We start from the raw sequence: 26,396 nt of genomic DNA, 5'->3' as shown, positions 1-26,396 counted from the left end.
GGCGCTAAGGCGCTAAGGCGCTAAGGCGCTAAGGCGCTAAGGCGCGAAGGCGCGAAGGCGCTAAGGCGCTAAGGCGCGAAGGCGCGAAGGCGCGAAGGCGCTGAATCGTCGATGCCGAAGCCTCAGGGCATCGCCGGCTGCAATTCGCCCCAGCTCACGAGAATGCTCTGGATGCTTCGTGCATAGGCATCGCGATGTTTCGGCGATTCCGAGTGATAAGCGCCAATCGCGCGCCACGTGTTGCCGTACTTGACCATCTTTTGCTTGAGCAGCCACGCCGCGACGAACACGTTCACGCACGGATCGGCGAGCGCGCGGTGCGGAATGCCCTGGCGCGCCAGGTCGAGAAAATGAATCGAATTGATCTGCAACTGGCCGACATCGATGGAACCGTTGGCGTTGCGGTTGATCGCGCTGGCGTCGCCTTTCGACTCGCGCCAGGCAACCGCGCGCAGCACGAGCGGATTGACGCCCTGATACGCGCCCGCCAGTTCGAAACAGTCATCGGCGTGCACAGCGCCGGATGCAAGCGACAATCCGAGCGCCGCGCAGGCGGCGAGGGCAAGCCGCGTGGCGGCTATCGCTGGTGGAAACATGAATCGTGGCTCCCGTGTTGGTCTTATACGAAGCGGTCGATAGGCGTTTGTTGTCCGCCCATCTGGCGTTCAGCGGATCAACGCGGCGTCCAGCCGCTGTTCGATGTCTTTCATATAACTGCGCGATTCGCCTGATACCACGAGACGCGGTTCGGGACCGTCGCATCGGCAATCCGCGACCGGGCGCGCCTTTCTGCTTTTTTTCGCAGATGGCTTGGCGGGAAGTTCGTCGTCGCCGGTCGAAGGCGGCAGCATGGCGAGCGTCGGCAGCGGCGGATACACACGCGGCGAGCCGGGCATGAGCGCGGCCAAGGTTTGTACGCCGGGCGCGCTGACATCGAGCGGACCGGCGGATGCGGTCGCAAAAACCAGCAAGCCGCCGATGACCAAGAGAGTGCGTCGCATGATGTCAGCCTCCTTGCGTTGGTTTGATCGACACGCTGTACGGCTCGCGCGCGCCGGCGGTGCGGTTCTCGAGGCTCAGCCGGACGGTGCGTTTCGCCGGCACGCCTTTCCAGATTGCCTGATTGATATAGGGCAAATCCTGCGCGAGCGCGGTGACGAGAATGGTGGTCGGCTGCTTCTGCGCGGCTGCAAGCGAGCCGGCTTTGGTGAGGATTGCGCTGAGCTGCGCATCGCGGGCGCCGAGGGCATCGGCGGGAATCTCGAAACTGATGATGCCCGTGGCGACCGGCGGCTTATCGGTCTGCGCGACCGGATTGGCGGCCGGCAGCGGTGCGCAGCCGGTCAAGGAACTGACAACGACGATAGATAGAAAAGAAACGGCCCACTTCACAGGCGGCTCCCGAAAGGATCATGGTGATATGCAAGTTTTCGGCGTGGGGGCCGGTGGTCTTGATAGCCAGGCGCAAACGTTGAGCGATTTAGGAAGACTTGACTCGGGAAACCGGAATTTCGGAAAAGAGGCTCGTAGGAATTGCCGGATTCGCGCGGGAAACAGCGTCCAACGCGCCGGCTTGCATCGACGATCGGAAGATCAGAAACACCACCAGGCGCGCACGCTCGGTTCGCCGTCGAGCGCGCGAACGAAGTCGTCGGCGAAGGCATCGCTCGCGGCTTTCCATTCAGGCGTGCCGGTGGGCAGGTCGTTCGGATTCTTCAGCCCGCGCGCGTGACGGATGACGGCTACGGCTTCGCTGAGAGCGGCGATGGAGTCGAGACTGTGCGTGTTCATAACGCGGATTACGGCGCGTCGGAGCGAAACTTGAGGCTAGGCAAAGGTCGCTCAGGAGATCACCGCAAAAAACGCGGCCTTGATCTCGACGGCGTCGCTCCGAAACCCAACACAGGACGAATCCGTCAAACCTTCCCCTTATGCCCCGACACGAGCGCTCCCGCATCGCGCTTGAGGCTGAACAGATCCACCACGCCGATCAATCCCACCAGCCCGACGATCAGAAATGCCACGCTGAAATCTTCCGTCGCGATGGACTGCGCGTCGTGTCCATGCAGCCATTCGGCAAAGCGCAGGGCAATGGCGCCGACCGCGACGCCCACGCCCATCGTCATCTGAAAGAGCGTGCTCGATAACGCCGATGCCGCGCTCATCTGCGATTTCGGCACATCCGCGAAACTCAGCGTATTGAGCGCCGTGAACTGCAAGGAGCGCGACAAGCCGCTCGCGAACAGCACGGCGACGATCACGAACGTCGGCGTCGATGCCGTGAGCAAGCTCATCACGGCAAGCGAAAGCGCGGCGATCACGCCGTTGACGATCAGCACCGGCCGGAAGCCGAAGCGCCGCATTACGGGCGTGGTGATGAGCTTCATCGAAAGATTGCCCGCGAACACCGCGAGCGTGAGCAGGCCGGATTCGAAGGCGTTCAGCCCGAAGCCGACCTGAAACATCAGCGGTAGTAAAAACGGCGCCGCGCTGATGGCGATCCGAAACAGCGACCCGCCGCCCATCGCCACGGCAAAGGTCCTTACCTTGAGCGCCGACAGATCGACGACCGGATGCGCCGCGCGCCGCAAATGCCACCACGACGCGACGCTCGCCACCACGCCGACGATCACAAGCACGCCGGCGTAGCGCCACGACGTCTCGTTGCGGCCGATCAACTCCATCGCATAGAGCAGCGTCGTGCAGGCGATTCCGCACAGCGCGAAGCCGACGAGGTCGAAGCGGCGCTTCGCATCCGCGCGCACGTTGTCGATGAAGCGCAACGTGAGCAAGAAACCGATGATGCCGAGCGGCACATTGAGATAGAAGATCCAGCGCCACGACGAATACGTGGTGATGAAGCCGCCGAGCGGCGGTCCGATCACCGGCGCGACGAGCCCCGGCCAGGTGATGATGGCGATGGCGCGCATGAGGTCGTTCTTCGGCGTGGCGCGCAGCACGGCCAGGCGCCCGACCGGCACCATCATCGCGCCGCCGATGCCCTGCAAGACGCGCGCCGCTGCGAACGCGGGCAGGGTCGAAGTCGTCGCGCACAGCACGGAAGCGGCCGTGAAAACGGCGATCGCGCTGCCGAACACCGTGCGCAAACCGAAGCGGTCGGCGGCCCAGCCGGAAATCGGGATGAACACCGCGAGCGTCAGCAGATACGCGGTGATGCCGAGACTCATCTCGGCCGGATGCACGTTGAACGAATGCGCCATCTGCGGCAGCGCGGTCGCGATGATCGTGCCGTCGAGGTTCTCCATGAAAAACGTGGCCGCGACCAGCGTAATGATGAGCGATGAGCCTCGCTGCGCGCGTTCGTTGTCAGTTGGAGCAGCGGGAGAGGGCATCGGCTGAGACTTCCTTGTGCAAATGGGTAGGTTCGGATGCGCTGCAAAGCCGTGACGCGGCCCGCTATTTTAGCCACGACAGCAGATCTCGCACGGCTATGGTAATTTTTGCGGTTGCGGCCCGCCGTTCGACTGCATCGCCGACGAAAGGCCGACAGGACGCCAACGCAACGCCAACACAATGGCAACAAGAGGGAACGCAATGAAGTATCGGAAGCTGGGAGATTCGGGTGTCGACGTGAGTCTGATCGGGCTTGGCACCATGACCTGGGGCGAGCAGAACACCGAGAGCGAGGCGCATGAACAGATCGACTACGCGCTCGCTCAAGGCGTGAATCTGATCGATGCCGCCGAAATGTATCCGGTCCCGCCGCGCCCTGAAACGCAAGGCCGCACCGAGGAGTACATCGGTACGTGGCTCGCGAGGAACGGCGGCAAGCGCGCCGATATCGTGCTTGCCACCAAGATCGCCGGGCCCGCGCGCCAGCCGCACAATCCGCGGCACATCCGCGGCGCGGGCAACCAGTTCGACCGCAAGAATATCGTCGAAGCCGTCGACAGCAGCCTCGCGCGCCTGCAAACGGATTACATCGATTTGTATCAGCTGCATTGGCCCGACCGCAGCACGATGACCTTCGGCCGCCCGAACTATCCGTATATCGACGATGAATACACGGTGCCGATCGAGGAAACGCTCGCCGCGCTCGGCGAACTCGTCAAGGCCGGCAAGATTCGTCATATCGGGCTGTCCAACGAAACGCCGTGGGGCGTCGCGCAATTCCTGCGCGCGTCGGAAAAGGCGGGCTTGCCGCGCGTCGTCAGCATTCAGAATCCGTACAGTCTCGTGAACCGCGTGTACGAACTCGGGCTCTCCGAATTCACGCACAAGGAAGGCGTGGGCCTGCTTGCTTATTCGCCGATGGCCTTCGGCTGGCTCTCGGGCAAATACGAAGGCGGTGCGCGCCCGGCCGGCGCGCGCATCACGCTATTCGAGCGCTTTCAGCGTTACAGCAAGCCGCAGGCAATCGCTGCCGTCACTTCCTATGTCGAACTGGCGAAGCGCCACGGTTTGACGCCCGCGCAGTTGTCGCTGGCGTTCGTCAACAGCCGTCCGTTCACGACGAGCACGCTGATCGGTGCAACGTCGATGGCACAGCTGAAGGAAAACATCGACAGCGTGAACGTCGAACTTTCCGACGAAGTCATCGCCGAGATCGAAGCGCTTCATGAACGTCAGCCGAACCCGGCGCCTTGAATCGTCCTTCCGGTCACGCCTTTGCCGCGCCTTAAACCGTTTGCGAACAAGGCCTTGGCGCGAAACCTGATGGCCTGCGCGCGGATGTGTCACGATTGACCGTTCGCGCGCACGCAATATCGGCGATGCGCGCTTCGCTTACTTAGCCCTTGCCTTACTTTTGCAAAGCTTCAAGGATGCATTGCGTCCGTATCCTGCCGTAAAGCCGCCGCTTGTCCGCGCCCCGGAATCACCGCCAGATAAGGGCGACGGCGCGTCCCACGTGTCACTTGCGATGCAGTGCCGGCTGTAAGGCACTACACTTGCTCGATGGTCCTGGTTGCCCGCTGCGGCGCCCTCAGCCACAGCGCGCCCTTAGCAAAGGAGTCGTCGCTCATGTCTCAAGCAACGCCGAAGTCTTCCGCCGATCTTGACACGCTCACGATCAATACCATCCGCACGCTGTCGATGGACGCCGTGCAAAAAGCCAATTCGGGTCACCCCGGCACGCCGATGGCGCTCGCGCCAGTCGCGTTTCATCTGTGGCAGAACCATCTTCGCTATGATCCCGACGCGCCGCTCTGGCCGAATCGCGACCGCTTCGTGCTGTCGGTCGGGCACGCGTCGATGCTGCTCTATTCGCTGCTGCATCTGTCCGGCGTGAAGGAAGTCGATGAGTTCGGCAAGCCAACCGGCAAGCCGGCCATCTCGATCGACGATATCAAGAATTTTCGTCAGCTCGACAGCAAGACGCCGGGCCACCCGGAATACCGCATGACGACCGGTGTCGAAACCACGACAGGTCCGCTCGGTCAGGGTCTCGGCAACAGCGTCGGCATGGCGATGGCCGCGCGCTGGAAAGAAGCGCACTTCAACAAAAGCGATTCGCCGCTATTCGATTACCGTGTCTACGCGCTTTGCGGCGACGGCGACATGATGGAAGGAATCTCGCACGAAGCGGCATCGATCGCGGGGCACCTGAAGCTGTCGAACCTCATCTGGATCTACGACAGCAACCGCATCACGATCGAAGGACACACCGACCTCGCGTATAGCGACGACGTCGAAGCGCGCTTTCACGGCTACAACTGGAACACGCTGCACGTCGACGACGCCAACGACGCCGCCGCGCTCGAAGCGGCCATCAACAAGGCGAAGGCGACCACCGACAAGCCGACCCTGATCGTGGTGAAGAGCATCATCGGCTGGGGCGCGCCGAACAAGCAGGACACGGCGGCCGCGCACGGCGAACCGCTCGGCGCCGATGAGATCAAGGCTGCGAAGCGCGCGTACGGCTGGCCGGAAGACGCGCAGTTCCTCGTGCCCGACGGCGTGGTGCAACATTTCGCCGACGGCATGGGCGCGCGCGGCAAGGCGGCGCACGAAGCCTGGAAGAAGCAGTTCGATTCCTACGGCAAGGACTATCCGGATCTCGCGAAGCAACTCACGCTGATGCTCGAAGCGAAGCTGCCGGAAGGCTGGGAAAAGAGCATTCCGACCTTCGAGCCGGACGAAAAGGGAATCGCCACGCGCGAGTCGTCGGGCAAGGTGCTGAACGCCATCGCGCAGTCCATTCCCTGGCTGATCGGCGGCGCGGCGGACTTGTCGCCATCGACGAAAACCAATCTGAAGTTCGACGGCGCGGGCAGTTTCGAGGCAACGAGCTACGACGGCCGCAATCTGCACTTCGGCATTCGCGAGCACGGCATGGGCTCGGTTGCCAATGGACTCGCGCTGTCCAACATGCGGCCGTATGCGTCGACGTTCCTGATTTTCAGCGACTACATGAAGCCGCCGATCCGCCTCTCCGCGATCATGGAACTGCCGGTGGTCTACGTGTTCACGCACGATTCCATCGGCGTGGGCGAGGACGGACCGACGCACCAGCCGATCGAACAACTCGCTTCGTTGCGCGGCGTGCCGGGCCTCACCACGCTGCGTCCCGCCGATGCCAACGAAGTCGGCGAAGCATGGCGCGTCGCGCTGTCGTATCACAAGGAGCCGTCGTGCATCGTGCTGACGCGTCAGCCGCTGCCGACCTTCGATCGCAAGAAATACGCGTCGGCTGAAGGCGTGCGGCGCGGCGCTTACGTGCTTGCCGACACCGAAGGCGGCAAGACGCCCGAAGTGCTGTTGCTTGCCACCGGCAGCGAAGTCGCGCTGTGCGTGGGCGTCTACGAGAAGCTGAAGGCCGAAGGCATCGCGGCGCGCGTCGTATCGATGCCTTCGTGGGACCTCTTCGAGAAACAGGACGAAGCCTACAAGGAATCGGTGTTGCCGAATGCGGTGAATGCTCGCGTTGCGGTCGAACAGGCCGGCACGCTCGGCTGGGACCGCTACGTCGGCCGGCTCGGCACCGTGCTCGCCATGCACACGTTCGGTGCGTCCGCACCGTTGAAGGCGCTTCAGGCCAAATTCGGCTTCACGCCGGAACGCGTCTACGAAGAAGCGAAAAAGCAGATCGAACGCGTCAAACACAACGGCAAGGAGTAACGGACATGCAGATTGGCATCGTGGGACTGGGGCGCATGGGCGGCAACATCGGACGCCGCCTGATGCGCGACGGGCATCAATGCGTCGTCTACGATCACAGTCCGCAAGCAACCGACGCACTCGCGAGCGAAGGCGCGACCGGCGCGAAGGATCTCGGCGATCTGGTCGCAAAACTTGCCACGCCGCGCGTCGTCTGGCTCATGCTGCCCGCCGGCAAGATCACGGAGGACACGCTCAAAGATCTCCGGCAGATTCTGAGCCCGGACGACGTGATCATCGACGGCGGCAACAGCTTCTACAAGGACGATATCCGCCGCGCCGCCGAGCTGAAATCGCAGGGCCTGCATTACGTCGATGTCGGCACGTCAGGCGGCATCTGGGGCTTGGAGCGCGGTTACTGCATGATGATCGGCGGCGATGACGCAGTGGTGAACCGTATCGATCCGATTCTCGCGACCCTTGCGCCGGGACGCGGCGACATTCCCTTGACGCCCGGCCGCGACGGACGCGATGCGCGTGTCGAGAACGGCTACATGCATTGCGGACCGGTCGGTTCGGGACATTTCGTGAAGATGGTGCACAACGGCATCGAGTACGGATTGATGCAGGCGTATGCCGAGGGCTTCCATATTTTGAAGCACAAGGAATCGACCGAATTGCCGGAAAACGAGCGCTACACGCTCGATCTGGCCGACGTCGCGGAAGTCTGGCGGCGTGGCAGCGTGGTGTCGTCGTGGCTGCTCGACCTGACGGCGGGCGCGCTTGCGGGCGATGGTTCGCTCGAACGCTACTCGACCGAAGTGGCCGATAGCGGCGAAGGGCGCTGGACGATCGAAGCGGCCATCGAGGAAGCGGTGCCGGCGCAAGTGTTGTCAGCGGCGCTTTATACGCGCTTCCGGTCGCGCGATGCCGAAGCCTTCCCCGAGCGCATGCTTTCGGCAATGCGCTTCGGCTTCGGCGGCCACAAAGAGTTCGGCGTGAAGTAAATCCGTGGTTGTCTGTCGGGATAAAGGGCGATGATTCATCGCCCTTTATTTCATCATGCGGTGGCGAAACAGCCACGCGCACAGGAAGAACGGCACGACCGAATACGCCGCGAGTACCGCGAGATGCAACGCGAGTCCGTGCACGGGCCGGCCGAGCATGGCGGCGCGGATCAACTCGACCGCGTGATAAAGCGGCAGCGCCTGCGTCACATGCTGCGCAAAAGCAGGCAATTGCGCGACCGGAAAGAACACGCCGGAGAGCAAGAGCATGGGCGTGAGCGCGAGCGTCTGATAGAACATGAAGAAGTCGTAGCTCGGCGCGATGGCTGTGACGATCATCGCCGTGCTCGCGAATGCGAGTCCCGTAAGCACGATGATGGGCAGCGCGAGCAGCATCGACGGAAAACTCGCATAGCCGAGCGCGCCCGCCACCAGCATGATCGCCACGCCCGACAAGACCGATTTGCTCGCGGACCAGATCACTTCGCCGAGAACGATATCGCCGAGCGTGAGCGGCGTATGCATGATCGCTTCCCACGTACGCTGCACGTGCATGCGCGAGAAACCGGAATACATGGCCTCGAAACTCGCGGACATCATCACGCTCGACGCCACCGTGCCCGCCGCCAGAAACGCGATGTACGACACGCCGTCGACATGGCCGACCATCAAGCCGAGACCGAGGCCTAGCCCGAAGAGATAGATCATCGGATCGGCGAGATTGCCGATCATCGATGCAATGGCGAGCTTCTTCCACACCAGATAATTGCGCCGCCATACCGACATCCAGTTGCTCGCGTTGGCGGGAAGCGCGTTGCTCATGGGCGAGAGCGTATCGGCGTGTTTGGCTCGCACGCGTGTTTTCTCGATGCTTGCGCCTGATCGATCGAAAGTGTCCATCGCTTGATTAGTCCACCATCTCGCGCCCGGTCAGGCGCAGAAAAACATCTTCGAGATTCGCCGGACGATGCAGATAGCGCACGTCCGTCCGGCCCTTCACGCGCGCATGCACGGGCTGCGGGTCGTCGACATAGCAGAAAAGCGTTTCCCCGCTGATCTCCGTGCGCGCGACGAACGGTTCCAGTTCGGCGGCCAGCGCCTGCGGATCGGGTCCGTAGATTTCGATGACGTCCGAACCGATCACCGATTCGATCAACTCGCGCGGCCTTCCTTCCGCGAGCTTGCGGCCTTCCTCGATCACGCAAAGCCGGTCGCACAGGCGTTCGGCCTCTTCCATGAAGTGCGTCGTGAGCAGAATGGTTTTACCGCGCGAAAGCAACGAGCGCAGGCGTTCCCAGATCAGATGGCGCGCTTGCGGATCGAGACCGGTGGTGGGTTCGTCCATCACGAGCACGTCGGGATCGTTGACGAGGGCACGCGCGAGCGTCAACCGCCGCCGCATGCCGCCCGACAGTTCGCCGACGCGCGCTTGGGCCTTGCTTTCGAGGCGCGCGAATTCGAGCAACGAAGGCACGATGGCTTCCATGCGCGCGCCTGCCAAGCCGAAATAGCGGCCGAAGACGAGCAGGTTTTCGCGCACGGTGAAGTCGGGATCGAGGTTGTCGAATTGCGGCACGACGCCCACGCGTTGCCGCGCGAAGCGTGCGCGCGCTGGCACGGGTTCGCCGACGAGACGGATCGTGCCGCTGTCGGGCGATGTAATGCCGAGCAGCATCTTGAGCGTCGTCGTCTTGCCCGCGCCGTTCGGGCCGAGCAGGCCGAAGCACTCGCCAGGCTGAACGTCGAACGACAAGCCATCGACGACACTTCGCTTGCCGTAATGTTTTCTGACTTCGCTGAATTCGATCGCTGGCGCCGCGTTCGAGTTCGCGCCAGCTCGGTGATTTATGTCGGTCATGCGGCGGTCCTGCGAGGAGAAAACTCAGCCGGTTAGTGTAATCCAATGCACCAGCGCGGCGCTTTGCATGCAAGCGCATGCATCGTTCCTGTGATCGAAGCGTGCATCGCTTCTTCCTGTTGTTTTGGCAAATGGCGCCGCAAGCCTGTCCGGCAAGGCTCGCACGCCTCTGGCACGGTGTGCGCTAGCGCTTGTTGCCGTGTAAGCGTTTTCCATCGTTGCCACGCATGAGGCGACCTACCATGATGAAGATGCGCCGCACTCGATTTGCCGACACCATCGGCTACGCGGCAGGGAGATCATGATGTCAGGCTATCGAAAAATCCTGTTGTGCTACGACGGCTCCAGAGAGGGCCGCAAGGCGTTGCGTCAGGGCGCGAATCTCGCGCTTGCCTTGAACGCGGAGACGCACGTGCTGGCGGTGGTGGATATGCGTTCGAGCATTGCGCAAAGCGCCGGTCTTCTGACCGACATGGCATGCGGACGGTTCGAGGATGCCGCACGCGATATCCTGCAAGAAGGCGTGGAGTGGCTGCGCGAACGCGGCTTGCAGGCGCAGGGGCATTTCGCATTCGGGCATCCGATCGATGAAATCGCCACGCTGGCGGAAAGTCTCAAGGTCGATCTGGTCGTGGTCGGCCATCGATGCCGCAGCGGTCTCGCGCGCTGGTGGATGGGCGCGGGCAACACACCGCTGCTCGATCGCGTGTCATGCAGCATATTGGTTGCGGTTTGTCAGGCAGGTGAGTCGGCCGAAGCGGAAGATGAGGCGGCTTATGCGGCGAAGCCGGACCGGGCCGAAGTAAGTGTTTGAGGATAGCTTTGCGCGATGAGGCTGGCCTGCGTCGGCCAGTGCTCTTTTGCGCTATCAGCGCCAGCTGCCGTCTCCTTGCGTGACGGCCGCGCACGCTTAACGCCGCAAAAAATGCCATGAAGCGCTTACCGGCACTTTAATGGTTGTCCAACAACGAACTCACCCGTTCAAATCAACCGCAACCAGCTTCCACGTTATCAACCCGTACCGATGAAAGATCGCGGAGTACCGCGCATCGCCGGCACCGTGCTGGTAGGTCACCACGAACGTATCGAAGCTGCGATATCCGGCCGTGGTCTGCGGTGGTTGTCGCGGCGGTTCTTGAGTCGCAACCATGCTCGATGCCGCTTCCGACGGCGGTGAACTCGCCGCCGCCTGACCGTCTCGAACCGGTGGCACGACATCGGGTGGATGCTCGCCTGGATCTCCCCGCGGCGGAATGCCATTCAAAATCGCGGCGACGCCTTCGGGCGTAGCGTAGGAATCCACCAGCGGCCCTACGAGCGCCGCGCCGATCATTGCACCGATGATCGCGAGCGGATTGCCGCTCTTCTGGATATCGACGCGCCGCGTCAGCAGTGCGCCGACTTGCTCTTTGAGACTTTCACGCAGTGCAGGGAAGTCGACGTATTCGTTGACGGTCTGTGCATCGCGCGCATCGGCCGCGTGCTTGACGCGGTTCAGCGCGATATAGGGCGACGCATAGACAAGGCTTAACCCTGCAACGATGAAGAGAATGACGAGCGCGGCGACGAAACAACGCGTAGTGCGGGACATGCGAAGGAACGACCCCTGGCGTGACATGGGTGACATGAAAGAACGATTGACCATGTTCACGCCGGATATATCCCGAGCTTCATTCCTTGCAGCCGATAGATTGCGGACTGCCTGCATTGCACATAACTCAAATTCACTCGGCAAACGCTCGACCGCGCTCAGGCCAGAATGCCGCTGCTAACGCCGGCGCGTTCCTCGTCGATACACCGGTCGATCATGCGCGACACCTCGCCGATATTGCCGACCATGATTACCCGCGACTCACTGCGATACACCCGCACCGGCGCGCGCTGTTCCGATTCCGCATGCACCGCGCTATTGAGCGACACACGGGCGAAGGCGGGTTGACGCGACGGCAACGCGGGCATCTCGTCGAAGAGATCGGGCGCCGCTTCAGGTCGCGCCACGGCGCATGAGATCAGCGAGCGCAAATGACGCAGACGGCCAAACTGACGAAAGGGCAGCAAACGGGCGAAACGTTCCATGATGACTCTCCAGACGGCGGACGACAGACGACAGACGATAGGACGCACCGCGGCACGCCGCGAGCGGTGGCCGTCATGCTTGTAATTTTTGAAACGTGCCGCGTCGCGCGAGGGCGAGGAGGCGAAGCGGGCGGCGATGTTGACGCGCCGCGCGCTCGAGTCGTGCGTTAGAACTCGCCGGAGCGGATGAGCCCGACCGCGATTCCTTCCAGCGCGAAGTCACCGCTGCCGGAGCGCACGAAGATGTTTTCGTAGTCGGGATTCTCCGCGACCAATTCCACGCCATCTGGCCGGCGCTTCCAGCGTTTCACCGTGACATCGTCGCCAATACGCGCGACCACGATCTGCCCGTCTTTCGCTTCATTGCGCTTCTGTACGGCAAGCAGGTCGCCGTCGAGAATGCCCGCGTCGCGCATGGACAAGCCGCGCACCTTCAGCAAATAGTCGGGCTTGCCCGAAAAGAACGCAGGGTCGCACGCATAGTGTTGCGAGATATGCTCCTGCGCAAGGATGGGGCTGCCCGCCGCAACGCGCCCGACCAGCGGAAGCGACAACTGCATGATGCTCTGATGCGGCAAGGTGAACTGATGCGGAAGATCGTCCGAACGGTCGATGCGCGCGGAGCCTCCCAACAGGCGGATGCCACGCGACGAACCCGCCGCGAGTTCGATCACGCCCTTGCGCGCCAGTGCCCGCAGATGTTCCTCGGCGGAGTTCGCGGAGCTGAAGCCAAGCTCGGCAGCGATCTCGGCACGCGTGGGCGGAAAGCCCGTGCGGTCGATGGCTCGCTGGATGAGCTCGAACACTTGCTGCTGTCGCGCGGTAAGTTTTGAGGGTTTGGTCACTTGCTGGAGCCTCGGCGCACTGTATGGATGGACAGATGACTGTATTTTTATACAGTATTTCGCGCTTTTCAAGCTTTACTTGAAGTTCGTCGCCAGATCCTTTACTGACAAGGCTGCAGCGCGCTCGAACCGTCTCTACTTGCCTCTCAAACCGCGAAATAACCCGCTTTAGCACTTTTGTATCTAAAAAAGTGAGAAACAATTATTTCTAATCATATAAGCTCGCCTTTAGACTGATTCCGTCAATTCGATAAGACGGAGAACGGGGAATGTATAGCATCAGGGCTGGATTGAAGGGCGGCGCGAAACAACTCTTTGCCGCGCTGGCGATCACGGCGGCGAGTTTCGGAATCTCGGCCACCGCGCACGCGGACACGTCGTTTCTGAACGTCTCGTACGATCCGACGCGCGAGTTGTATCAGGACTTCAACCAGGCCTTTGCGAAGAAGTGGAAGGCGGACACCGGCGAAACGGTCACCTTCAAGCAATCTCATGGCGGTTCCGGCGGCCAGGCGCGCGCGGTTCTAGACGGGCTTCAGGCAGACGTCGTGACGCTTGCGCTTGCTTACGACATCGACGCGCTCGCCTCCAAGGGCATCGTCGGGACGGACTGGCAGAAGCGTCTGCCGGACAATGCATCGCCGTACACGTCGACCATTGTGTTTCTGGTGCGCAAGGGCAACCCGAAGGGCATCAAGGACTGGGACGATCTCACCAAGCCGGGCGTGTCGATCGTCACGCCGAACCCGAAGACCTCGGGCGGCGCGCGCTGGAACTATCTGGCGGCGTGGGCGTATGCGCAACACAAGCCCGGCGGCAACGAAGAGACCGCGAAGGAGTTCGTGACCAAGCTCTACAAGAACGCAGGCGTTCTCGATTCCGGCGCACGCGGCGCGACCACCAGCTTCGTGCAGCGCGGTCAGGGCGACGTGCTGATCGCATGGGAAAACGAGGCGTTCCTGTCACTCAAGGAATTCGGTCCGGAGAAGTTTCAGATCGTGGTTCCTTCGGTGAGCATTCTGGCCGAGCCGCCGGTGGCGGTGGTGGACAAGGTCGTCGACAAGCACGGCACGCGCAAGCTGGCCGAAGCGTATCTGAAGTATCTGTATAGCGACGAAGGCCAGCAGATCGCGGCGCGCAATTTCTATCGTCCGCGTTCGGACAAGGTGCCCGCAGAGCTGACCAAGCAGTTCCCCAAGCTCAAGCTCTACACCATCGACGACACCTTCGGTGGCTGGACCAAAGCGCAGAAGACGCACTTCGCGGACGGCGGCGTGTTCGATTCGATTTATCAGCCGCAGTAAGCAGGCAAGAGACCGGGCGCCGCGAGGCGCTCGAGTCGCAATGAAAGCGGCCGCAAAGACGGCCGCGCATGACGAGACAAAAAAACAGTGCGCTTATCCCCCGGCGCCGAAGGCAGGACGATCAAGGATGAAGCAAAGATGACAACGTTCACTTTCCGAAAGCCGAGTGCGTTACCCGGCTTCGGGCTGACGATTGGCATCACGGTGGCTTACCTGAGCCTCGTGGTGCTGATTCCGCTTGCGGCGACCTTCGCCAAGACCGCGACGCTCGACTGGGCGCAGTTCGTTCGCGCCGTCACCGGGCCGCGTGTGCTGGCGTCGTATCGACTCACGTTCACGGCGGCGCTCGGCGGGGCGGTCATCAACGCGATCTTCGGCTTCCTGGTCGCATGGGTGCTCGTGCGTTACACGTTCCCGTTCAAGCGTGTCGTCGATGCCATCGTCGATCTGCCGTTTGCGCTGCCGACCTCCGTTGCCGGCATTTCGCTTGCCGCCGTGTACGCGAGCAACGGCTGGATCGGGCAGTATCTCGCGCCGCTCGGCATCAAGGTGGCGTTCACGCCGCTCGGCGTGCTCGTGGCGCTGACGTTCATCGGCTTGCCGTTCGTCGTGCGCACGGTGCAGCCGGTGCTCGAAGACTTCGAGCGCGAACAGGAAGAAGCCGCCGCATGTCTCGGCGCCACGCGCTGGCTGACGTTTCGCCGCGTCGTGTTGCCGGCGCTCTTTCCCGCGCTTCTGACCGGTTTCGCGCTTGCGTTCGCGCGCGCGCTCGGCGAATACGGTTCGGTCATCTTCATCGCGGGCAATGTACCGATGAAATCGGAGATCACGTCGCTGCTCATCATCACCAAGCTCGAACAGTACGACTATGCCGGCGCGACGGCCATCGCCGTCGTGATGCTGTGCGTGTCCTTTCTCATGCTGCTCCTCATCAACACGCTGCAATGGTTCCTGCAACGCCGCACGAGCAAGACGGGCGCGGCGCCCGCGGTGGCCGCGGGGCCCTCGCTGCATGCCGGAACTCCGGGCAGAGGTCACGCATGAGCACGCCAAACAGCAAGGCGCTTCCCGTGAACACCGCCGCGCGCGGCGAGACCAACCGGCTCAATCCCGTCACCGAACCGCGCGCCGTGCGCTGGATACTCACGGGTATCGCGCTCGTGTTTCTCGCGCTGTTTCTGGTCGTGCCACTCGTCGCCGTGTTCGTGCAGGCCTTCGCGAAAGGCATCGACTATTACTTCGATTCGCTCAAGGACCCGGACGCGTGGTCGGCCATCAAGCTCACGCTCTTGACCGCCGCGATTGCCGTGCCGCTCAACGTGGTGTTCGGGCTCGCGGCATCGTGGGCCATCGCCAAGTTCGAGTTTCGCGGCAAGGCGCTTCTGACGACGCTCATCGACTTGCCGTTCTCGGTGTCGCCCGTGATCTCCGGCCTCATCTACGTGCTCATGTTCGGCGCGCAGGGCTGGTTCGGACCGTGGCTGATTTCGCACGATGTGCAGATCATCTTCGCGGTGCCGGGAATCGTGCTCGCGACCATCTTCGTGACTTTCCCGTTCGTCGCGCGCGAACTGATTCCGTTGATGCAGGCGCAAGGCAACGACGAGGAAGAGGCCGCGCACGTGCTCGGCGCGTCGGGCTGGCAGATCTTCCGGCGCGTGACCTTGCCCAACGTGAAGTGGGGCCTGCTCTACGGCGTGATTCTCTGTAACGCGCGCGCGATGGGCGAGTTCGGCGCGGTCTCGGTGGTCTCGGGCCACATTCGCGGCCAGACCGACACCATGCCGCTGCACGTCGAGATTCTCTACAACGAATACAACTTCTCGGCCGCCTTCGCGGTGGCGTCGCTGCTTGCATTGCTCGCGCTCGTCACGCTCGGGCTGAAGCTGCTCGCGGAGCGCCGCATGACGGCCACGCTGAGCGACGCGAAGGCAACCGTATAAATGGAAGGCGTGGATCAATCATGAGCATCATCGTTCGCAATCTGCAGAAGCGCTTCGGCACCTTCACCGCGCTCGACAACGTCACGCTGGATTTTCCGTCGGGCGAACTCGTCGCGCTGCTCGGACCTTCCGGCTGCGGCAAGACCACGCTCTTGCGCGTGATCGCCGGCCTCGAATATGCCGATGCCGGTCAGGTCGTGCTCAACGGCGAGGACGTTGCCGAAGTGGGCGCGCGTGAGCGGCAAGTCGGCTTCGTGTTCCAGCATTACGCGCTGTTCCGCCACATGACCGTGTTCGAGAACGTCGCCTTCGGCTTGCGCGTGAAGCCGCGTCGCGAGCGGCCAACGGAGGCCGTCATCCGCGAGAAGGTGCATGAATTGTTGAAGCTCGTGCAACTCGACTGGCTCGCGGAGCGCTTTCCGTCCGAACTGTCGGGCGGTCAGCGTCAACGTATCGCGTTGGCGCGAGCGCTTGCCGTCGAACCTAAAGTGCTGCTGCTCGACGAACCTTTCGGCGCGCTCGACGCCAAGGTGCGCAAGGAATTACGTAGCTGGCTGCGCCGTCTGCACGACGATCTGCATATCTCGACGCTCTTCGTCACGCACGACCAGGAAGAGGCGCTCGAAGTGGCGGACCGCATCGTCGTGATGAATCACGGGCGCGTGGAGCAGGTGGGCAGCCCGCAAGACGTGTATGACCATCCGCAGACCTCGTTCGTCTACGAGTTCCTCGGTGCGGCCAATCGCCTGCAAGGTCATGTCGATGCCAACGGCTTCGTCGCCGATGGCGCCACGCAGGCCATTGCCGTGCCCGCGCATTTCAGCGGCCGCGCGCTGGCCTATGTGCGGCCGCACGATCTGGCGATCTATCCCGTCGATGGCACGCATCGCGACGGCATCGTGGTCGGCGTGCGGCGCGTGGTGACGCTCGGCGGCTCCGTGCGCGTGGAACTCGAAGGCAACTCGGGGCGCATTCTCGAAGCGGAACTCGACCGCGAGTCGTGGCGCACGCTGCGACTCGACGTAGGCGACGGCGCGACCGCCGTGCCGCGCGCGTTGCGCGTCTTCCCGGCAGGCGATGCGAGCGGGGCACAACAAACAAAAGCAACGGCATAAAGAGAGGCTGAAATGAACTTCCAGCAATTGCGCTTCGTGCGCGAAGCAGTGCGTCAGAACATGAATCTGACCGAGGTCGCGAACGTGCTCTATACGTCGCAGTCTGGCGTGTCGAAGCAGATCAAGGACCTCGAGGACGAACTCGGCGTCGATATCTTCATCCGACGCGGCAAGCGTCTGACCGGTCTTACCGAGCCTGGCAAACAGGTGCATCAGTTGATTGAGCGCATGTTGCTCGACGCTGAAAACCTGCGCCGCGTCGCGCGCCAGTTCGCGGATCAGGACAACGGCCATCTCGTCGTGGCGACGACGCACACGCAAGCGCGTTACGCGCTGCCGAAGGTGATCCGCCAGTTCACGGAAGTGTTCCCGAAGGTGCATCTCGCGCTGCGTCAGGGCAGTCCGCAGCAAATCGCGCAGATGATCATCAACGGCGAAGCGGATATCGGCATCTCGACGGAAGCGCTCGACCGCTATCCCGACATCGTCACGTTCCCGTGCTACTCGTGGCATCACACGGTCGTCGTGCCGAAGGGCCATCCGCTCGTCGGACTCGAGAACATCACGCTGGAACAGATCGCCGAGTATCCCGTCGTCACTTACGATCAGGATTTCACGGGACGCTCGCATATCGACCAGGCCTTCGCGAGCGCGGGTGCCATTCCCGATATCGTCCTCACCGCCATCGATGCCGACGTGATCAAGACGTATGTCGAGCTTGGCATGGGTATCGGCATCGTCGCGGCGATGGCGTATGACCCGAAGCGCGACAGCGAACTCGTCGCGCTCGATACACAGCATCTGTTCGAGGCGAGCACGACGCGCGTCGGCTTGCGCAAGGGCGCGTTCTTGCGGGCTTACGCTTACCGGCTGATCGAGATGTTCGCGCCGCAACTCGACGAAGCGCAGATCGCGGCGCAACTGCGCGAAGCGGCTTGAGCGAGTTCAGGTTCATCTCGGCTGATTTACAATCGCCGGCATGAACACTTCTCTCGATACCTTGCCGCGCCTCGCCGTTCTCGCGACGGGCGGCACCATCGCCGGACAAGCTGGCGATGCATCCAGGACAGCGGGTTACAAGGCAGGCGTGGTCGGCGTCGACAAGCTGCTCGAAGCCGTGCCCGCGCTCGGCTCGGTCGCGCGCATTCACGCGGAACAGATTGCGAGCATCGACAGCAAGGACATGACGCCCGCGCTGTGGACGACGCTTTCGCGGCGGATCGATGCACTGCTCGCGCAAGACGATATCGATGGCGTGGTCGTCACGCACGGCACGGACACGCTCGAAGAGACCGCTTACTTGCTGCATTTGACGGTGAAGAGCGCGAAGCCGGTCGTCCTGACCGCGGCGATGCGGCCCTCCAGTGCGCTGTCCGCCGATGGTCCGTTGAATCTGCTCAACGCGCTGACGGTCGCCGCTTCGAGGCAGGCGGCGGGGCAGGGCGTGCTGATCGCGTTCAACAATTTGATCCACAGCGCACGCGAAGTCACGAAGACGAGCACCTATGCCGTCGATGCCTTTCGTTCGCCCGAAGCGGGCGCGCTCGGTTTCGTGCAGGACGGACGCGTCGACTTCCAACGCACGGTCGTGCGGCCGCACACGCTCGCGAGCGAATTCACCGTTCCGCAAGACTGGCCGATGGTCGAAATCGTCGCGAGTTATGCGGGCGTATCGCGCGTTCCGGTCGATGCGCTCGTCGGCGCTGGCGTGAAGGGCATCGTGCTTGCGGGTACCGGCAACGGCTCCATGAGTTCGACGCTCGCGCAAGCCTTCGCCGATGCCATTGGGCGAGGCGTGGCGGTGGTGCGTTCATCGCGCGTCGGCTCGGGCCATGTGATGCGCAACGGCGCCGCACCCGACGATGCGCTCGGCACCGTCAGCGCGGGCACGCTCAATCCGTACAAGGCGCGCGTGCTGTTGCAACTGGCGCTCGCGAGAGGCGTGAGCGATGCGCCCGGCCTGCAGCGCATCTTCGAGACATACTGAAACCGAAACGAAAAACGCGAACCGGAGTTCGCGTTTTTCGTTGCTTCAGCTTGCAGCCGGAATGCGTAGCACCTGTCCCGGATAGATCTTGTCCGGGCTCTTGAGCATGGGTTTGTTGGCTTCGAAGATGACATCGTTCTTCGCGCCGCTGCCGTAATACTTCTCCGCGATTTTCCAGAGATTGTCGCCGGCCACGACCGTATGAAATTGCGACTCCGGAGCGGGCGATGGCACGGTCAGTTGGTCATCCACCTTGTCCACGTGCTGCACGTTGCCCGCCGCGACGAGGATCTTCTCCTTCGTGGCCTGATCCGCCGCTTCGCCCGATACGGTGACCGTATGCGACGCGCCGTCGTACTTCACTTGCAGATCCTGCGCTTCGAGCCCTTGCGAACGAATGTACGTCGCGATGGCTTCGCCGGCCTTGAGATTGAGCTCCGCGACATCCACGGCCGCGGGCGCGGCCTGCGCGGTTTGCCAGGTTGCACCAAAGAGCTTCTCGCCTGCTTCCTTGATAAAGCTGAGGATTCCCATTGCTGAACTCCTTAAGTGTCGATGGTGAGCGCTTGCGCCAGGGCAAGGCTTCGTTAGTCGCATCACTTCAAGGATAGTTCGGAGATTGTGACAATGGCTGGTTCATGCGCGATCCAACAATCCGACGCGGACACCCGACGGAAAACCGTCTGACCGACCAAGGCTTACCCGGCTCGACCGACGGGTGCCGCTCTCGGACCCCACTTGCCGCCCTCAGCCCAGAGCGGCATTTGTCCCGCGTGCCCATACGCGGGACGCCCCACGGTACCGGTCGTTCAAGCCGCGGCTTTCGCCTTCTGCGGTTCTTGAGCAACCTGGAAGTTCGACATGATTTCAAGCGCCCGCACGAGTCCCGAGTGATCCCAGGCTTTGCCGCCATTGGCCGCGCACACGCTGAACAACTGCTGCGCGCTCGCGGTGTGGGGCAGGGCGAGACCCATCTTGCGCGCGCCTTCGAGCGCAAGATTCAAGTCCTTCTGATGCAGTTCGATACGGAAGCCCGGGTCGAACGTGCGCTTCGTCATGCGCTCGCCGTGCACTTCGAGAATGCGTGACGCGGCGAACCCGCCCATTAACGCCCGGCGCACGCGTTCCGGATCGGCGCCCGAACGCGAGGCAAACAACAAGGCCTCGGCGACGGCTTCGATGTTGAGCGCGACGATGATCTGATTCGCCACCTTGCAGGTCTGACCCGCGCCGTTGTCGCCGATGAGCGAGATGTTCTTGCCCATGAGATCGAACAGAGGCTTCGCGATATCGAACGATTTCTGCGGGCCACCCACCATGATCGTGAGCGATGCCTCGCGCGCGCCGACTTCGCCGCCGGACACGGGCGCATCGAGATAGTCGCAGCCGAGCGCGTTGATCTTCTTCGCGAAGTCCTGCGTATCGAGCGGGTTGATCGAGCTCATGTCGATCACGAGCTTGCCCTTCGTGAGGCCGTTGGCCACGCCGTCATCGGCGAAGAGGACGTTGGCGACATCGGGCGTGTCGGGCACCATCGTGATGACGATCTCGCTCGCTTGCGCCACGCCGGTGGAATCGGCCGCGACTTGCGTCTGTGCGCGGATGTCGTCGGGCACCGGAAACTTGCCGTTCACGACGAGCTTGTGACCGCCCTTCAAGAGGTTGCGCGCCATGTGCGCGCCCATGATGCCAAGGCCGATGAATCCAATGGTTGCCATACTCTCTTGCTCTCCTTGTGTCTCGGGTTTTAAGCGGCGGCGCGCGGCTTTGCGGCGGCGATCGTGCGAAGCCAGCCAAGGCCCGCTTCGGTGCTTGCAAGCGGCTTGTATTCGCAGCCGATCCATCCTTCGTAGCCGATCGAATCGAGCAGATCGAACAGGAACGCGTAGTTGATCTCGCCCGTGCCCGGTTCGTTGCGCCCCGGATTGTCGGCGAGCTGGATATGCGCGATCGACGCCAGGTTCTTCTTGATCGTCGCGGCCAGTTCGCCTTCCATGCGCTGCATGTGATAGATGTCGTATTGCAGGAACAGATTGTCCGAGCCGACCGCACGGATCACGTCGAGCCCTTCGGACGAACGGTTCAGCGCGAAGCCCGGAATATCGTAGGCATTGCACGGCTCGACGAGCAGGCGGATGCCTTCCTTCTTCAATGCATCGGCGGCGAAGCGCAGGTTTTCGATGATCATCGTGCGCGCCTGTTCCTTCGATACCCCCGCCGTCGGAATGCCAACGAGGCAGTTCACTTGCGGCACCTTCAGCGCCTTCGCGTATTCGATTGCGCGGGGCACGCCTTCACGGAACTCGCTCACGCGATCCGGCAGGCAGGCGATGCCGCGTTCGCCCGCTTCCCAGTTGCCCGCGGGCAGGTTGTGCAGCACGATCCGCAGGTCGTGTTCCTCGATGCGTGCTTGCAAATCGCCGGTCGAGTACGCATACGGAAACAGGAACTCGACCGCCTTGAAGCCCGCCTTCGACGCCGCCGCGAAGCGGTCGAGGAAAGGGACTTCGTTGAACAGCATGGTCAGGTTCGCGGCAAATTTCGGCATGTCTTTATTCCTGATGGTCGGTCAGTTCTAGGACGCTCAGTCGAGCGGCGTCACGGTCACGGCGGTCGGCGCATCGGCGCGCGTTTCGGCGAGCTCTTCGAACTCGTTGATCGCGTCGATCTCGGTGCCCATCGCGATGTTGGTCACGCGTTCGAGAATCATCTCGACCACGACCGGCACCTGATGTTGCGCCGCGAGCGCCTGCGCCTGTTTCAACGCCGGCGCGATGTCTTCGGGCTTGTGCACGCGCAGCGCCTTGCAGCCAAGACCCTCGGCGACCGCGACGTGATCCACGCCGTATCCTTCGAGCTCCGGCGCGTTGATGTTGTCGAACGCGAGCTGCACGCAGTAGTCCATGTCGAAGCCGCGCTGCGCCTGACGAATCAGACCGAGATACGAGTTGTTCACGACCACGTGCACGTAAGGCAGCTTGAACTGCGCGCCGACAGCGAGTTCCTCGATCATGAACTGGAAGTCGTAGTCGCCCGAGAGCGCGACGATCTTGCGTTGCGGGTCCGCGGCGCGCACGCCGAGCGCGGCGGGAATGGTCCAGCCGAGCGGGCCGGCCTGGCCGCAGTTGATCCAGTTACGCGCCTTGAACACGTGCAGGAACTGCGCGCCCGCGATCTGCGAAAGACCGATCGTCGAGACGAAGCAGGTGTCGCGATCGAACGCGAGATTCATCTCTTCGTAGACGCGCTGCGGCTTCATCGGCACGTTGTCGAAGTGGGTCTTGCGCAGCATCGTGCTCTTGCGTTGCTGGCAGTCCTTGACCCATTGCGAACGGTCCGCAAGCTTGCCCGCGGCTTTCCATTCCTTCGCCACTTCGACGAAGAGTTCGAGCGCGAACTTCGCATCCGACACGATGCCGAGGTCCGGTCCGAACACGCGGCCGATCTGCGTCGGCTCGATATCCACGTGCACGAACTTACGGCCCTTGGTGTAGACCTCGACGCTGCCCGTATGGCGATTCGCCCAGCGATTGCCGATGCCAAGCACGAAGTCCGACGCGAGCATGGTCGCGTTGCCGTAGCGGTGCGACGTCTGCAGACCGCACATGCCTGCCATCAGCGGATGATCGTCGGGAATCGCGCCCCACGACATCAAAGTCGGGATCACTGGCACGCCGAGCGTTTCGGCGAACTCGACGAGCAGATCTTCCGCCGCTGCGTTCAGCACGCCGCCGCCGGAAACGATCAAGGGCTTCTCGGCGTCGTTGAGCATCGAGAGCGCTTTTTCGACCTGAGCGCGCGTGGCTTTCGGCTTGTAGATCGGCAGCGGCTCGTAGGTGTCGATATCGAATTCGATCTCGGCGAGCTGCACGTCGATCGGCAAGTCGACCAGCACCGGACCCGGACGGCCCGAGCGCATCAGATGGAACGCCTGCTGAAACACGCGCGGCACGAGCGCCGGTTCGCGCACGGTGACGGCCCACTTGGTGACGGGCTTGGCGATCGATTCGATATCGACGGCCTGGAAGTCTTCCTTGTACAGACGCGCACGCGGCGCCTGGCCCGTGATCGCGAGAATGGGGATCGAATCCGCCTGAGCCGAGTAGAGGCCCGTGATCATGTCCGTGCCCGCCGGCCCCGACGTACCGATACAAACGCCGATATTGCCGGGAGCCGCGCGCGTATAACCTTCGGCCATGTGCGAGGCGCCCTCGACGTGGCGCGCCAACACATGGCTGATGCTGCCGGCTTTTCTGAGCGCCGAGTAAAACGGGTTGATGGCGGCGCCGGGCACACCGAACGCGGTGTCGATGCCTTCCTTCTCCAGCACGAGGACGGCTGCGTCGACGGCTCTCATCTTGGGCATGGTTGTCTCCTTCCAGGGGTCTCTATTCGGGGTTGCTGTCTTGGTCGTGCGCATGGCAGCAGGCTTCCGATGCACTTTAGGCGCGTGCAAAAGGTTTGATAAGATCAACCGGAGTCGTTTTTTACCAAACAAAAAGTATCGAATGAGGCCGGAGACAAAGAGATGGACCGCTTCAAGCAGATCGAAACCTTCGTGCGCGTGGCCGAAGCCGGCAGTCTCGCGGCGGCGGCACTGGAAGAGGGCGTGTCGCCGGTGATCCTGGGCCGGCGCATCGACGCGCTCGAAAAGCGCCTAGGCGTCAAACTGATGTATCGCTCGACGCGCAGGCTCGTCGTGAGCGAAGAGGGCGCAGCGTTTCTCGACCGCTGCAAGAATCTGCTCGCGGAGTGGGATCAGGCCGAGAACGAACTCGCGGCCGGCCGGCGCGCGGTGGGCGGGCATCTGATCGTGTCGGCGCCGGCGGCGTTTGGGCGCATGCATGTCGCGCCGCACGCGCCGCTTTTCCTCGTCGACAAACCGGAATTGCAGATGTCGTTCAATCTGACCGACCGCGTCGTCGATTTGGTGCGCGAAGGTTATGACTTGTCGATCCGCATCGGCGGGGCGGTGGACCCGAACTTCGTCGCCGTGAAGCTCGCGAGCAACCGCCGCGTGGTTTGCGGCACGCCCGCGTATTTCAGGAAGCACGGCCGGCCGAAGACGCTCGAAGACTTGCCGAATCACAACTGTCTTGCGTTCAATCTGCAAGGCGGACAGAACCGCGGCTGGTACTTTCGCCGTAACGGCAAGCTCGTGACGGTGCGCGTGACCGGCAATCTCGACTGCAACGACGGCGAGTTGCTGCATCGCTGGGCGTCGGAGGGGCTCGGGCTCGGCTGGCGTTCGACCTGGGAGATTCAGCGTCAGTTGGCGTCGGGCGAACTCGAAACCGTGCTGGACGACTTCGAGCTGCCCGACTACGACATCCTCGCGGTTTATCCGCAGCAGCGCTACGTTCCGGCGCGCGTGCGCTACTTTATTGATTATTTGAAGGAAATTTACGCGCAGGACGGTTATTGGAGCTGTCCGCTCGCGCTTCCCGGCGAACCATTGCCCGCCGGAACGCACGCAGCTTGAGCGTCGCTCGCGCGGCTTTGTGCGGCTCGTGCGGCTCTGTGCTGCTCTGTTCGGCTTTGTGCGACTCGTGCGGCTTTGTGCGGCCACGTTGTAACTGCTTGAAATCATGGCCAAAGTCTTTCGGAAACCGCCGATTTGGCTTGCCTTGGGGAAGGCATCGCGTTATAGTCTTGGGCTTCTCACTTGCCGCACCGGTCCGACGCCCGGGTGGCTTTAATCCAAAAGTTCAGTACAAGGAGTGAATATGCGTCATTACGAAATCGTATTTATCGTGCATCCCGATCAGAGCGAGCAAGTGCCCGCCATGATCGAGCGCTACAAGAGCACGATCACCTCGCACGGTGGCCAGATCCACCGTATCGAAGACTGGGGCCGTCGCCAACTGGCCTACATGATCGAGAAACTCGCGAAGGCTCACTACGTCTGCATGAACATCGAATGCGATCAAGCTACGCTCGAAGAACTCGAGCACGCATTCAAGTTCAACGACGCCGTTTTGCGTCACCTCATCGTCAAGATGAAGAAGGCCGAAACCGGCCCGTCGCCGATGATGAAGGAAGTGCAGCGCGAAGAAGCCAAGAAGGCGGCCTCGCAGCCGTCCGAAGCGCAGGCTTAAGGCGAAGATTTTCGTCAGCCACCAGGAATTAAGTGAACAGGCTGCAACTGACAGCGAGCGTCGTGGAACGCGAACCGGTGCGATACACGCCCGCCGGCGTACCAATCGCAAGCTGCACGTTGCATCACCGAACGGAAGTCGTCGAAGCGGGCATTGCCCGTCAAGTCGAACTGACAATGCCGGCCGTAGCCGCCGGCGAGGTGAGCGGCAGACTGGAAAGCTGTCAGATGGGCGTGGAAACACGCTTCACCGGCTTTCTGGCTAAAAAAAGCCGCAACGCACGAACCCTGGTGTTTCACATCACAGAATTGCAGGACATTGGAAAGGACTGAACATGCCCCGCCCGACTGGTAAGAAATTCGACAAGCGTCGTCAGCAACAAAACCCGCTCTTCAAGCGCAAGAAGTTCTGCCGTTTCACGGCAGCCGGTGTCGAGTACATCGACTACAAAGACACGGAAACGCTGAAGGACTTCGTCGGCGAAAACGGCAAGATCACGCCGGCTCGTCTGACTGGCACGAAGGCGCACTATCAGCGCCAGCTCGACACGGCAATCAAGCGCGCGCGTTTCCTCGCGCTCCTGCCGTACACCGACCTGCACAAGGCCTAATCAGACGACGCATAAGGAACAAGCCAAAATGCAAATTATTCTTTTGGAAAAAGTCGTCAACCTGGGCAACCTGGGCGACATCGTCAAGGTCAAGGACGGCTACGCACGTAACTTCCTGATCCCCGGCAAGAAGGCTCGCCGCGCAACGAAAGACGCAATCGCCGAATTCGAAGTGCGCCGCGCCGATCTCGAAAAGGTTGCTGCTGAAAAGCTGGCTTCCGCGCAAAAGCAAGGCGAAAAGCTGAACGGCTTCACGGTTCAGATCTCGCAGAAGGCAGGTGTGGACGGCCGTCTGTTCGGCTCGGTCACGAACGCCGACATCGCCGAAGCGCTCAAGGCTCAAGGCTTCGCAGAAGTGGAAAAGGCGCAAGTGCGTCTGCCGCAAGGCCCGCTGAAGCTGGTGGGCGACCACGCTGTTCAAGTGGCGCTGCATACGGACGTGCTGGTCGACGTCACGGTGTCGGTGCTGGGCGAGCACGGCTAAGGTCGCTGCG

At 62.3% G+C, this 26,396-nt stretch carries 29 protein-coding genes; 15 read left to right on the top strand and 14 right to left on the bottom strand.

All coding sequences use genetic code 11. From position 1 onward, the window contains the following. Window positions 1-122 precede the first annotated feature (122 nt). From P9250_RS25850 to P9250_RS25830, 5 genes are all read right to left on the bottom strand, one after another. Window positions 123-596 carry a lytic transglycosylase domain-containing protein gene (locus tag P9250_RS25850; protein WP_310395910.1) on the bottom strand — a complete coding sequence of 158 codons (474 nt, stop codon included), beginning with the start codon at window positions 594-596 and terminating at the stop codon, window positions 123-125. A 69-nt stretch (window positions 597-665) separates the two neighbouring features. Then, on the bottom strand, window positions 666-1,001 hold the full coding sequence (locus P9250_RS25845; protein WP_250492342.1) for a hypothetical protein: 336 nt from the start codon (window positions 999-1,001) through the stop codon (window positions 666-668). A gap of 4 nt (window positions 1,002-1,005) precedes the next feature. After that, entirely contained in the window at window positions 1,006-1,392 is a 387-nt protein-coding gene (locus P9250_RS25840) for a hypothetical protein (protein WP_244825254.1), read from the bottom strand. A gap of 201 nt (window positions 1,393-1,593) precedes the next feature. Beyond that, a complete protein-coding gene (locus P9250_RS25835) occupies window positions 1,594-1,791 on the bottom strand; it encodes a hypothetical protein (protein ID WP_244825252.1) in 198 nt (65 codons plus the stop codon). Between the two features lie 125 nt (window positions 1,792-1,916). Beyond that, entirely contained in the window at window positions 1,917-3,353 is a 1,437-nt protein-coding gene (locus P9250_RS25830; protein WP_250509051.1) for a DHA2 family efflux MFS transporter permease subunit, read from the bottom strand. A gap of 202 nt (window positions 3,354-3,555) precedes the next feature. On the opposite strand from P9250_RS25830, the gene P9250_RS25825 reads away from it, so the two are divergent. The 3 genes from P9250_RS25825 (at window position 3,556) to gnd (ending at window position 8,066) form a co-directional block, all read left to right on the top strand. Continuing rightward, complete coding sequence (locus P9250_RS25825; RefSeq protein WP_310395908.1) at window positions 3,556-4,608, top strand: NADP(H)-dependent aldo-keto reductase; 1,053 nt, start codon at window positions 3,556-3,558, stop codon at window positions 4,606-4,608. A 375-nt stretch (window positions 4,609-4,983) separates the two neighbouring features. Continuing rightward, window positions 4,984-7,080 carry a transketolase gene (gene tkt, locus P9250_RS25820; RefSeq protein ID WP_244825247.1) on the top strand — a complete coding sequence of 699 codons (2,097 nt, stop codon included), beginning with the start codon at window positions 4,984-4,986 and terminating at the stop codon, window positions 7,078-7,080. Continuing rightward, complete coding sequence (gene gnd, locus P9250_RS25815; RefSeq protein ID WP_310396882.1) at window positions 7,002-8,066, top strand: phosphogluconate dehydrogenase (NAD(+)-dependent, decarboxylating); 1,065 nt, start codon at window positions 7,002-7,004, stop codon at window positions 8,064-8,066. The genes tkt and gnd overlap by 79 nt, the downstream gene beginning before the upstream one ends. A 45-nt stretch (window positions 8,067-8,111) precedes the next feature. Here gnd and P9250_RS25810 read toward each other — a convergent pair whose 3' ends face one another. Both P9250_RS25810 and nodI read right to left on the bottom strand, forming a co-directional pair. Continuing rightward, window positions 8,112-8,888: an ABC transporter permease gene (locus tag P9250_RS25810; RefSeq protein ID WP_250509048.1), complete on the bottom strand. Its 777-nt coding sequence runs from the start codon at window positions 8,886-8,888 to the stop codon at window positions 8,112-8,114. An 85-nt stretch (window positions 8,889-8,973) separates the two neighbouring features. Beyond that, a complete protein-coding gene (gene nodI, locus P9250_RS25805; protein WP_310395906.1) occupies window positions 8,974-9,924 on the bottom strand; it encodes a nodulation factor ABC transporter ATP-binding protein NodI in 951 nt (316 codons plus the stop codon). A gap of 304 nt (window positions 9,925-10,228) precedes the next feature. Here nodI and P9250_RS25800 point away from each other — a divergent pair, with 304 nt between their 5' ends. Continuing rightward, window positions 10,229-10,738, top strand: a complete 510-nt coding sequence (locus tag P9250_RS25800; RefSeq protein WP_250464890.1) for a universal stress protein — start codon at window positions 10,229-10,231, stop codon at window positions 10,736-10,738. Window positions 10,739-10,897: 159 nt separating this feature from the next. Here the strand turns inward: P9250_RS25800 and P9250_RS25795 are convergent, their stop codons facing one another. The 3 genes from P9250_RS25795 to lexA form a co-directional block, all read right to left on the bottom strand. Further along, entirely contained in the window at window positions 10,898-11,515 is a 618-nt protein-coding gene (locus P9250_RS25795) for a DUF2939 domain-containing protein (RefSeq protein ID WP_310395904.1), read from the bottom strand. 158 nt (window positions 11,516-11,673) lie between these two features. Continuing rightward, the gene (locus P9250_RS25790) at window positions 11,674-12,000 is read right to left on the bottom strand and encodes a hypothetical protein (protein WP_244825242.1); all 327 of its coding nucleotides are present in this window, start codon (window positions 11,998-12,000) and stop codon (window positions 11,674-11,676) included. A 167-nt stretch (window positions 12,001-12,167) separates the two neighbouring features. Continuing rightward, on the bottom strand, window positions 12,168-12,845 hold the full coding sequence (lexA, locus tag P9250_RS25785; RefSeq protein WP_250464764.1) for a transcriptional repressor LexA: 678 nt from the start codon (window positions 12,843-12,845) through the stop codon (window positions 12,168-12,170). Window positions 12,846-13,114: 269 nt separating this feature from the next. Between lexA and P9250_RS25780 the strand changes: the two genes are divergently transcribed. From P9250_RS25780 to P9250_RS25755, 6 genes are all read left to right on the top strand, one after another. Further along, a complete protein-coding gene (locus P9250_RS25780; RefSeq protein WP_310395900.1) occupies window positions 13,115-14,149 on the top strand; it encodes a sulfate ABC transporter substrate-binding protein in 1,035 nt (344 codons plus the stop codon). A gap of 138 nt (window positions 14,150-14,287) precedes the next feature. After that, window positions 14,288-15,193 carry a sulfate ABC transporter permease subunit CysT gene (gene cysT, locus P9250_RS25775; RefSeq protein WP_310395898.1) on the top strand — a complete coding sequence of 302 codons (906 nt, stop codon included), beginning with the start codon at window positions 14,288-14,290 and terminating at the stop codon, window positions 15,191-15,193. Further along, complete coding sequence (gene cysW, locus P9250_RS25770) at window positions 15,190-16,092, top strand: sulfate ABC transporter permease subunit CysW (protein WP_310395896.1); 903 nt, start codon at window positions 15,190-15,192, stop codon at window positions 16,090-16,092. Before cysT ends, cysW begins: the two co-directional genes overlap by 4 nt. A gap of 20 nt (window positions 16,093-16,112) precedes the next feature. Further along, on the top strand, window positions 16,113-17,207 hold the full coding sequence (locus P9250_RS25765; RefSeq protein ID WP_310395894.1) for a sulfate ABC transporter ATP-binding protein: 1,095 nt from the start codon (window positions 16,113-16,115) through the stop codon (window positions 17,205-17,207). Between the two features lie 12 nt (window positions 17,208-17,219). Further along, a complete protein-coding gene (locus P9250_RS25760; protein ID WP_244825235.1) occupies window positions 17,220-18,146 on the top strand; it encodes a CysB family HTH-type transcriptional regulator in 927 nt (308 codons plus the stop codon). Window positions 18,147-18,186: 40 nt separating this feature from the next. After that, the gene (locus tag P9250_RS25755; RefSeq protein WP_310395892.1) at window positions 18,187-19,194 is read left to right on the top strand and encodes an asparaginase; all 1,008 of its coding nucleotides are present in this window, start codon (window positions 18,187-18,189) and stop codon (window positions 19,192-19,194) included. Window positions 19,195-19,239: 45 nt separating this feature from the next. Here P9250_RS25755 and lysM read toward each other — a convergent pair whose 3' ends face one another. The 4 genes from lysM to gcl all read right to left on the bottom strand — a co-directional run bounded on the left by lysM (window position 19,240) and on the right by gcl (window position 23,560). Then, entirely contained in the window at window positions 19,240-19,728 is a 489-nt protein-coding gene (lysM, locus tag P9250_RS25750; protein WP_310395890.1) for a peptidoglycan-binding protein LysM, read from the bottom strand. 275 nt (window positions 19,729-20,003) lie between these two features. Further along, entirely contained in the window at window positions 20,004-20,912 is a 909-nt protein-coding gene (locus tag P9250_RS25745) for a 2-hydroxy-3-oxopropionate reductase (protein ID WP_244825230.1), read from the bottom strand. A 29-nt stretch (window positions 20,913-20,941) separates the two neighbouring features. Beyond that, a complete protein-coding gene (gene hyi, locus P9250_RS25740; RefSeq protein ID WP_310395888.1) occupies window positions 20,942-21,742 on the bottom strand; it encodes a hydroxypyruvate isomerase in 801 nt (266 codons plus the stop codon). 36 nt (window positions 21,743-21,778) lie between these two features. Further along, window positions 21,779-23,560, bottom strand: a complete 1,782-nt coding sequence (gcl, locus tag P9250_RS25735) for a glyoxylate carboligase (RefSeq protein ID WP_244825227.1) — start codon at window positions 23,558-23,560, stop codon at window positions 21,779-21,781. A gap of 162 nt (window positions 23,561-23,722) precedes the next feature. Here gcl and P9250_RS25730 point away from each other — a divergent pair, with 162 nt between their 5' ends. The 5 genes from P9250_RS25730 (at window position 23,723) to rplI (ending at window position 26,386) form a co-directional block, all read left to right on the top strand. Next, entirely contained in the window at window positions 23,723-24,676 is a 954-nt protein-coding gene (locus P9250_RS25730) for a LysR substrate-binding domain-containing protein (protein ID WP_310395884.1), read from the top strand. A gap of 244 nt (window positions 24,677-24,920) precedes the next feature. Next, a complete protein-coding gene (rpsF, locus tag P9250_RS25725) occupies window positions 24,921-25,292 on the top strand; it encodes a 30S ribosomal protein S6 (RefSeq protein WP_061117413.1) in 372 nt (123 codons plus the stop codon). Window positions 25,293-25,324: 32 nt separating this feature from the next. After that, the gene (gene priB, locus P9250_RS25720; RefSeq protein ID WP_244825224.1) at window positions 25,325-25,624 is read left to right on the top strand and encodes a primosomal replication protein N; all 300 of its coding nucleotides are present in this window, start codon (window positions 25,325-25,327) and stop codon (window positions 25,622-25,624) included. A 2-nt stretch (window positions 25,625-25,626) separates the two neighbouring features. Beyond that, window positions 25,627-25,902, top strand: coding sequence for a 30S ribosomal protein S18 (gene rpsR, locus P9250_RS25715; protein WP_060857153.1), 276 nt, complete (start codon window positions 25,627-25,629; stop codon window positions 25,900-25,902). A 28-nt stretch (window positions 25,903-25,930) separates the two neighbouring features. Continuing rightward, window positions 25,931-26,386, top strand: a complete 456-nt coding sequence (gene rplI, locus P9250_RS25710; RefSeq protein ID WP_310395881.1) for a 50S ribosomal protein L9 — start codon at window positions 25,931-25,933, stop codon at window positions 26,384-26,386. The last annotated feature ends 10 nt before the right edge of the window (window positions 26,387-26,396 follow it).

This window comes from Caballeronia sp. LP006, assembly GCF_031450995.1.
Classification (GTDB): Bacteria; Pseudomonadota; Gammaproteobacteria; order Burkholderiales; family Burkholderiaceae; genus Caballeronia.
This window is presented reverse-complemented; position numbering and strand designations above follow the sequence as displayed.